8 protein-coding genes are annotated in these 6,387 nt (G+C 69.3%); 1 reads left to right on the top strand and 7 read right to left on the bottom strand.

Going from position 1 to position 6,387, the window contains the following annotated elements; all coding sequences use genetic code 11:
* A partial coding sequence (locus GSY69_RS09020; RefSeq protein ID WP_160953527.1) for an IS3 family transposase occupies positions 1-292 on the top strand: 292 nt, incomplete at its 5' end.
* 137 nt (positions 293-429) lie between these two features.
* On the opposite strand, the gene GSY69_RS09015 is transcribed toward GSY69_RS09020, so the two are convergent.
* From GSY69_RS09015 to tsf, 7 genes are all read right to left on the bottom strand, one after another.
* Positions 430-816, bottom strand: coding sequence for a VOC family protein (locus GSY69_RS09015; protein ID WP_005180136.1), 387 nt, complete (start codon positions 814-816; stop codon positions 430-432).
* 10 nt (positions 817-826) lie between these two features.
* Positions 827-1,567, bottom strand: coding sequence for a helix-turn-helix domain-containing protein (locus GSY69_RS09010; protein WP_328698820.1), 741 nt, complete (start codon positions 1,565-1,567; stop codon positions 827-829).
* Positions 1,568-1,748: 181 nt separating this feature from the next.
* Positions 1,749-3,125, bottom strand: a complete 1,377-nt coding sequence (locus tag GSY69_RS09005; protein ID WP_160953525.1) for an FAD-binding oxidoreductase — start codon at positions 3,123-3,125, stop codon at positions 1,749-1,751.
* Positions 3,125-3,985 (bottom strand): phosphatidate cytidylyltransferase, encoded by an 861-nt coding sequence (locus GSY69_RS09000; protein ID WP_160953524.1) that lies wholly within the window; start codon positions 3,983-3,985, stop codon positions 3,125-3,127. Before GSY69_RS09000 ends, GSY69_RS09005 begins: the two co-directional genes overlap by 1 nt.
* Positions 3,985-4,542, bottom strand: coding sequence for a ribosome recycling factor (gene frr / locus GSY69_RS08995; RefSeq protein ID WP_160953523.1), 558 nt, complete (start codon positions 4,540-4,542; stop codon positions 3,985-3,987). The genes GSY69_RS09000 and frr overlap by 1 nt, the downstream gene beginning before the upstream one ends.
* Positions 4,543-4,600: 58 nt before the next feature.
* On the bottom strand, positions 4,601-5,359 hold the full coding sequence (pyrH, locus tag GSY69_RS08990; RefSeq protein ID WP_160953522.1) for a UMP kinase: 759 nt from the start codon (positions 5,357-5,359) through the stop codon (positions 4,601-4,603).
* A 186-nt stretch (positions 5,360-5,545) separates the two neighbouring features.
* The gene (tsf, locus tag GSY69_RS08985; RefSeq protein WP_160953521.1) at positions 5,546-6,373 is read right to left on the bottom strand and encodes a translation elongation factor Ts; all 828 of its coding nucleotides are present in this window, start codon (positions 6,371-6,373) and stop codon (positions 5,546-5,548) included.
* Positions 6,374-6,387: the final 14 nt, after the last annotated feature.

Raw genomic sequence — 6,387 nt, 5'->3', positions numbered from 1 at the left:
GCAGTTCCGGTCGCGGAAGTTCGTGCACGCGCTGAACCGTCACCACCTCATCGGCTCAATGGGAAAGGTCGGCGCCGCCGGCGACAATGCGGCGATGGAGTCCTTCTTCGCACTGCTCCAGAAGAACGTCCTGGACCGGAAGCGGTGGCGGACCCGCGACGAGCTCCGGATCGCGATCGTCACCTGGATCGAACGCAAGTATCACCGCCGCCGTCGACAGGCACGTCTGGGTCGATTGACCCCCATCGAATACGAGACCATCATGAACCCGGCCGTGAGCCTCGCGGCCTAACACCCCAACTGTCACCTAACGGTGCGGCAGTCCCAGTTGCCGCCGCGGGCGGCGAGATTGTGTGGGTCAGGGCTCATTGAGATGTGCACGAACTCGTGAGCCGTGGCACATGACGGTGTCGAGGAGTGTTCCCCGGCTCAGGCTCCTGGGTAGGAGTCGAGGTTCCACCAGTGGCCATCGAAGTCAGCGACACATGCGTTGCGCCCTCCGTGGGGGGCGTCGTTGGGCTCCGTGACGGTGGTCGCGCCGTGTGCCAGGGCTGCGGCGAAGAGGCTGTCCACGTCCTCATCACTGGCGACCACCAGGTTGCAGATCCCCGGCCCGTAATGCGGGTCATCGTCCCGAACAGAGCCGAGCATGATGCCCCCGTTGTCACGCCAGGCAAGTTGCGCATGGGCCACCAAGGTCGCGTCATCAGGATCCCGCACGATCATGGCGGTGGTGAAGCCGATGGCTTGGAGGAAGTCGATGCCTCGATCGGCGTTTGTATAGCGCAGGCAGTGGAACAGCTGTGGTGTCGTCATGGCTCTAGCCTCACGCCGGAAGCATGTCGGTGTCTTGAAGCAATGGGAAATCGTCCTTCGACTGGCGCAGCGTCCATCCAGTCATCGACTTCCATTCCCGGGACAGGTGCGGTTGGTCGCTGTAGCCGGCCATCGCCGCGACGTCCGAGGGCTGGGCGCCACGCTGGACCAAGTCTTTGGCATGGGTGAAGCGAGCGATGCGCGCCACCTGCTTGGGCGAGAGACCGGTCTCGAGGTCGAACAGGCTTGAGAGCCGCCGTCTGGACAGGCCAACGTCCTGAGCCAGGCCGGAGATGGGGATCGTGCCTCGGGTCCGATGGATCCGCGCGAGTGCCTCGACCAGGTCTGCGCGCGGTGCATGAGGATGCTGCTCGAGCCTCTTGGTGAGGAATGCCGCCAAGAGGTGGAACCGTCGTGGCCACATTGACTGCCGCAGCTGGTCGAGCAGGTGCCTGGGCCACGAGAGATCATTCACATCAACCATCGAGCCGGCCAGTTCCCCGGCCGGCAGCCCGAGAAGCCGACCGGTCGAGAGCGGGTGGAGCGACAATTCGAGGCCCTGCTGGCGTCCCCTCGACTGGATCAGAGCCGGAGTGGTGTGCAGGCCGGAGACTAGTACGTCACAGAGATGCCGCGCGTCGCCATGAAGCCAGCCACAGTCGATGGGCTCTCCGAGCGACAGCACCACCGTGACGCCCATCGAGGGAACCCCGTGGTGGACGGTGTCGGTACTGGTGAAGTCGTACCCCACCCAGGAAAGGAGATGGGGGCGCAACCCTTGCGGGATAGCTGGCTGCCAAACGGGCATGCACCCACCCTAGGGAAGCCCCGGCCCAGAAACAGTCACTTGTCTGACGACCACTGTGGTGTCGCTACACGACCGCCAGGGCCGTGGCGGCTCGATCAACGTCTCCGGGCAGTACACCTAGGCCCTACCGCTCGGCGAAGACCTTGCCGGGGTTCATGATCCCGTGCGGGTCGAGGGCGGCCTTGAGCGCGCGGTGCATGGCGAGCACCTCGGCGCTGAGCTCGCGCTCGAGCCCGCCCATCTTGAGCAGGCCGATGCCGTGCTCGCCGCTGACCGTGCCCCCGGCGGCCAGCGCGGCGGAGATGATCTCCTCGAACGCGCGCTGGGCGCGCTCGCGCGCGGCCTCGTCGCCGACGGGAGTGATGAGCAGGGGGTGGAGGTTGCCGTCACCGGCGTGGGCGATGTTGGCCAGGGTGACGTCGTTGCGCTCGCCGATCTCCTGGATGGCGGCCAGCACCTGCGGAACCTTGTGCCGGGCCACGCAGACGTCCTCGGTGAGGACGGGGCCCAGCCGCTCGAGCGCCGGGTAGGCCAGGCGCCTGGCGGCGAAGAACGCCTGGGCCTCCTCCGCGGTCTCCGAGACGGCAGCGAACGTCGCCCCGCCGTCCTCGAAGCAGCCCACGAGCGCCTCGGCCTCCGCCTGGCCGGCGGCGCCGGGGACGTCGGTGGAGGCCAGCAGCAGCACCTCGGCCTCGGCGGACAGGCCCATGTTCTTCCACTCGTCCACGGCGCGCAGGCAGTACGAGTCGACGAGCTCGAGCGCGGCGGGGATGATCCCGGCCTCGGTCACGGCCGCCACCGCCCGCCCGGCGGAGACGAGGTCGGGGAAGTAGCCCACTACCGCGCGCGATTCGCGCGGCAGCGGCAGCAGGCTCACGGTCACCTCCGTGATGATGCCGAGCGTGCCCTCCGAGCCCACGAAAAGGCCGCGCAGGTCGTAGCCGGCCACGTCCTTCGCGGTGCGCCGGCCCACCCGCACGAGCTCCCCGCGGCCGTTGACGACTTCGAGGCTCACGACGTACTGGCCGGTGACGCCGTACTTCACGCAGCACAGCCCGCCGGCGTTCGTCGCGACGTTGCCCCCGATCGACGACCACGGTGCCGATGCCGGGTCCGGTGGGTACCACAGGCCGTCGGCGGCGACGCGGGCGCGCAGGTCGTCGTTGACGACGCCGGGCTGGACGCGGGCGAGGCGCTCGACGGGGTCGACGTCGAGGATGCGGTCCATCCGGTCGAGGGAGACGACGACGCTGCCGGCCAGCGCGTTCGCGCCGCCGGAGAGCCCGGTGCCGGAGCCGCGCGGGACGAGGGCAACGCCCTCGGCGATGGCCCAGCGGACCACGGCCTGCACCTCGGCCGCGGTGCGGGGCCGGACCACCGCCAGCGCGGCCTCGTACGGGGCCCACTCGGCCTCGTCGTGAAGGTAGCGGGCCATGACGTCGGGATCGACGATGACGGTGTCGGCGGGCAGGCGCTCGGCGAGCGCATCGAGTGCAGGCATCACAGGTACCCCGGGAGGAAGCTGAAGAGGACGAGGGCGACGGGCGCCGTGGGCAGGATGGAGTCGAGGCGGTCCATAACGCCGCCGTGGCCGGGCAGCAGCGTGCCCATGTCCTTGAGCCCCAGATCGCGCTTGATCATGGACTCGGAGAAGTCGCCGAGGGTCGCGAATACCGGGATCGTCACGCCGAGCACCACCCCGGTCCACCACGGGGCCGGGAAGGCGAAGACCGCCATGCACACGCCCACCGCGGTGGAGAAGACGGCGGAGCCCGCGTAGCCCTCCCACGACTTCTTGGGCGAGATGCGCGGGGCGATGGGGTGCTTGCCCCACAGCACGCCGAACACGTAGCCGCCGATGTCGGAGCCCACGACGAGGGCGAGGAAGCAGATGACGAGCAGGTTGCCCGACTCCTTGTTGAGCAGGTACACGACGAACGAGGCCATGAGGCCCACGTAGGTGAGCGCGAAGACGCTCAGGCACACATCCTTGACGGCGTTGGGTCGCTGCCGCAGGAGCGTGACGACCACGATGAGGCCCGTGCCGGCGGTGAACGCCACCCACAGCCACTCGCGCCCGCCCACGTAGCAGGCGATGGCCATCGCCGCGCCCGTGAGCATGGTCGACGGGCGCGAGACCTGCGAGCCGGAGCGCGAGAGGGCGTTGGCCAGCTCCCACGTCGCGGCGACGACCCCCACGACGGCGATCGCGAGGAAGGACGGGGGGAAGAAGATGAGGCTGGCGAGCACCGCGCCGCCCAGCACGCAGCCCACGCCGATCGCGGCCGGTAGGTTGCGGCCGGCGCGACCGTAGTCCTTGGGCGGCGGGGCCGCGGCGGCCGCCTGCGGGTCCGCGGACATCAGACCTCGAGCAGCTCGCTCTCCTTGGCGGCCAGGAGCGAGTCGATCTCCTCGACCTTCTTCTTCGTGAGGTCCTCGAGCTCCGAGAGGCCGGAGCGGACCTCGTCCTCGCCCGCCTCGCCGTCCTTCTGGATCTTCTCGAGGGCCTCCTTGGCCTTCCGGCGGATGTTGCGCACGGAGACCTTGCCCTCCTCCGCGTGGCCCTTGACGAGCTTCACGTAATCCTTGCGGCGCTCCTCGGTGAGCTCCGGGAGGACCACGCGGATGATGTTGCCGTCGTTGGCGGGGTTCGCGCCGATGTCGGAGTTGCGCAGCGCCGATTCGATGTTGCCCAGCGCCCCGCGGTCGTAGGGGGTGATGAGCAGCGTGCGCGCCTCGGGCACCTGGAACGAGGCCAGCTGCTGGAGGGGCGTGGGGGCGCCGTAATAGTCGACCTCGATGTTGGCGAACAGGGCCGGGTTCGCGCGGCCGGTGCGCACCGAGCCGAACGAGTCCTGGGTGGCGTCGATGGCCTTGCCCATCTTCTGGCGGGCCTCGGCGAGGGTTTCGTTGATCACTTCTTCTCCTAAGGGGCTCTGGGTTTCATGATAGGGCGCTCGCGCCCCGGCGCACGGCTCAGGCGCCCGTGACCACGGTTCCGATGTCCTCGCCCATGATCGCGCGGCGCATGTTGCCCTCGCCCTGCATCCCGAAGACGCGCATGGGCAGGTCGTTGTCCATGCACAGGCTGAACGCGGTCGAGTCGACGACCTTGAGCCCGCGGGTGAGGGCGTCCTGGTAGGTGATGCGGTCGATCTTCTGGGCGCTCGGGTCCGTCTTGGGGTCCGCGGTGTAGACCCCGTCGACCCCGTTCTTGGCGATGAGGACCTCGTCCGCGTGGATCTCCAGGGCGCGCTGGGCTGCGACCGTGTCCGTGGAGAAGAACGGCAGGCCGGCGCCGGCGCCGAAGATGACGACGCGGTCCTTCTCCATGTGGCGCATGGCGCGGCGGGGGATGTAGGACTCGGCGACCTGGGACATGGGGATGGCGGTCTGCACGCGGGTGTCCACGCCCTGCTGCTCGAGGAAGTCCTGCATGGCCAGGCAGTTCATGACGGTGCCGAGCATGCCCATGTAGTCGGCGCGCGTGCGGTCCATGCCGCGCTGGGAGAGCTCGGCGCCGCGGAAGAAGTTGCCGCCGCCCACGACGATGCTCACCTCGACGTCCGGGATCGTCGGCGCGATCTCCCGGGCCACGGCGGACACGACGTCCGGGTTGACGCCCACGGCCCCGCCGCCGAAGACCTCGCCGGAGAGCTTGAGCAGCACCCGGCGGCGGTGGGTGCGCACGCGGCTGGCGCTGCGATCGGATTCGTGGACGGGCTGGTTGCTCATGCTGATCCTCTGCGCTTGCTCGAATGCTCGTGGGGCGGGCCTCCAGGGCCCCGCCAAGTCTAGCCGCTTGGACTGGCCGCCGGCCCGCTGGGCAGGCGGGCGGGCAGTTGGGGCGGGCGCCGGAGAACGCGCGAGGGGGCGGGCCACCGTGCGGTGGCCCGCCCCCTCGGGGAGCTCAGCTCGGGATCAGCTGCCGACGCGGAAGCGCAGGAAGCCGGACCCGGTGACGCCGGCCTCGCTGAGGACGGAGGCCACGGTCTTCTTGGGCTCCTTGGCGAAGCCCTGGTCGAGGAGGCAGTTCTCCTTGAAGAAGCCGTTGACGCGGCCCTCGACGATCTTGGGCAGCGCCTGCTCGGGCTTGCCCTCGTTCTTCGCGGTCTCGAGCGCGATCTCGCGCTCCTTCTCCACGATGTCCGCGGGCACGTCCTCGCGGCTGAAGTACTTGGGCGCCATCGCGGCGATGTGCACGGCGACGTCGTGCGCGACCTCCGCGTTGTCGCCCGCGTAGGCGAAGAGCACGCCCACCTGCGGGGGCAGGTCCTTGTTCGTGCGGTGCAGGTAGGACTCGACGGCGGAGCCGGCGATGCGGCCCACGCGGCGCAGCTCGACCTTCTCGCCCAGGGCGGCCCCGCCCTCGGTGATGAGCTGCGAGACGGGCTTGCCGTCGACCTCGGTGGCGAGCAGCGCCTCGGCGTCCTCGGCGTTGTTCTGCACCGCGAGCTGCAGGATCTGCTCGGCCAGCTCGATGAACTTGTCGGACTTCGCGACGAAGTCGGTCTCCGAGTTGAACTCGATCAGCGTGCCGACGCCGCCGTCGACGTGGGCGGCGATGAGGCCGTCCGAGGTCGAGCGGCCCTCGCGCTTCGTGGCGCCCTTGAGGCCCTTGACGCGCAGCAGCTCGATGGCCTTGGCCTGGTCGCCGTCGGCCTCGTCGAGCGCCTTCTTCACGTCGAGCATCCCGGCGCCGGTCTTCTCGCGCAGGGTCTTGATATCGGCAGCGGTGTAGTTTGCCATGCGATCTCCTCGTA

It is taken from the genome of Brevibacterium rongguiense (assembly GCF_009857845.1).
Classification (GTDB): domain Bacteria; phylum Actinomycetota; class Actinomycetes; order Actinomycetales; family Brevibacteriaceae; genus Brevibacterium; species Brevibacterium rongguiense.
Note: the sequence above shows the minus strand (reverse complement) of the source record. Positions and strands in the feature narration are given on the sequence as shown.

What these genes read in the sequence shown, in the direction of transcription:
- pyrH (WP_160953522.1), bottom strand. Translation starts at nt 5,359, where the DNA reads ATGAGCAACCAGCCCGTCCACGAATCCGATCGCAGCGCCAGCCGCGTG.
- tsf (WP_160953521.1), bottom strand. Translation starts at nt 6,373, where the DNA reads ATGGCAAACTACACCGCTGCCGATATCAAGACCCTGCGCGAGAAGACC.
- GSY69_RS09005 (WP_160953525.1), bottom strand. Translation starts at nt 3,125, where the DNA reads ATGCCTGCACTCGATGCGCTCGCCGAGCGCCTGCCCGCCGACACCGTC.
- GSY69_RS09015 (WP_005180136.1), bottom strand. Translation starts at nt 816, where the DNA reads ATGACGACACCACAGCTGTTCCACTGCCTGCGCTATACAAACGCCGAT.
- GSY69_RS09000 (WP_160953524.1), bottom strand. Translation starts at nt 3,985, where the DNA reads ATGTCCGCGGACCCGCAGGCGGCCGCCGCGGCCCCGCCGCCCAAGGAC.